Here is a 974-nt window from a genome sequence, read left to right as displayed (position 1 = left end):
GTGGTCAACTGAGCCGTGTTTTTCATCAGCCCACGAAAGCGCACTTTCACGTACCCAAATTGGCATTTGATCACCCGAAACGGATGTTCGACCTTGGCCCGTGTCTGGGCTTTGCAGTACTCAATCTTGCGCTTGCCCTTGTAGAGCACGCTGCGTTTATTCAACTTGGAATAGGTGCTGCGGCGCGCCGCGATTTGCCAGATCACTTCACGATTTTCATGCTCTTCACGCTTCTCAACGCCGGTGTATCCGGCGTCTGCATACACTGCATTTTCTTCGCCATGCAACAGCTCGGCGACCTGTGTGACATCGGCGACGTTGGCGGCGGTGCCGTGGACGTGATGAACCAAGCCGGACTCGACATCAGCGCCAATATGGGCCTTCATTCCGAAGAAATACTGGTTACCTTTTTTGGTCTGATGCATCTCGGGGTCGCGCTTTCCCTCTTCGTTTTTAGTCGAACTAGGAGCATGAATAATGGTGGCATCGACGATAGTGCCCTGACGTAGAGACATGCCTTTGTCCTGCAAATAACCATTGATGACCGCGAGGATTGCAGGTGCCAGCTGATGCTTTTCCAGTAAGTGCCGGAAATTCATGATCGTGGTGTCTTCAGGTATCGGGGCGCTCAAGGTCAAACGTGCAAACTGGCGCATGGGCGTGATTTCGTAGAGCGCTTCTTCCATGGTCGGATCGCTCAGGGAAAACCAATTCTGCAACAGATGAATACGCAGCATGGTTTCCAGAGGATAGGGTTTTCTGCCGCCACCGGCCTTGGGGTAGAACGGCTCGATCAGGCCCAGCAGACCCGTCCAGGGCACGACCTGATCCATCTCGGCGAGGAAGCGTTCGCGGCGTGTCTGCTTGCGCTTGCCGGCGTATTCGAAATCGGAAAAGCTCATCTGGCTCATAGGCGGCTCGGATCAGGTGGTCAGGCGTATTTCAGCACATTTGAAAACTTGTTCGGAGATTCC

1 protein-coding gene is annotated in these 974 nt (G+C 53.9%); it reads right to left on the bottom strand.

The annotated features are described in order from the left end of the window. The coding region (locus tag CJF39_RS22605) for an IS5 family transposase (protein WP_094995376.1) at window positions 1-911 on the bottom strand (911 nt) is incomplete at its 3' end. Window positions 912-974: the final 63 nt, after the last annotated feature.

Origin of the sequence: Pseudomonas lundensis, assembly GCF_002269125.1 — a bacterium.
Classification (GTDB): Bacteria; Pseudomonadota; Gammaproteobacteria; order Pseudomonadales; family Pseudomonadaceae; genus Aquipseudomonas; species Aquipseudomonas lundensis_A.
This window is presented reverse-complemented; position numbering and strand designations above follow the sequence as displayed.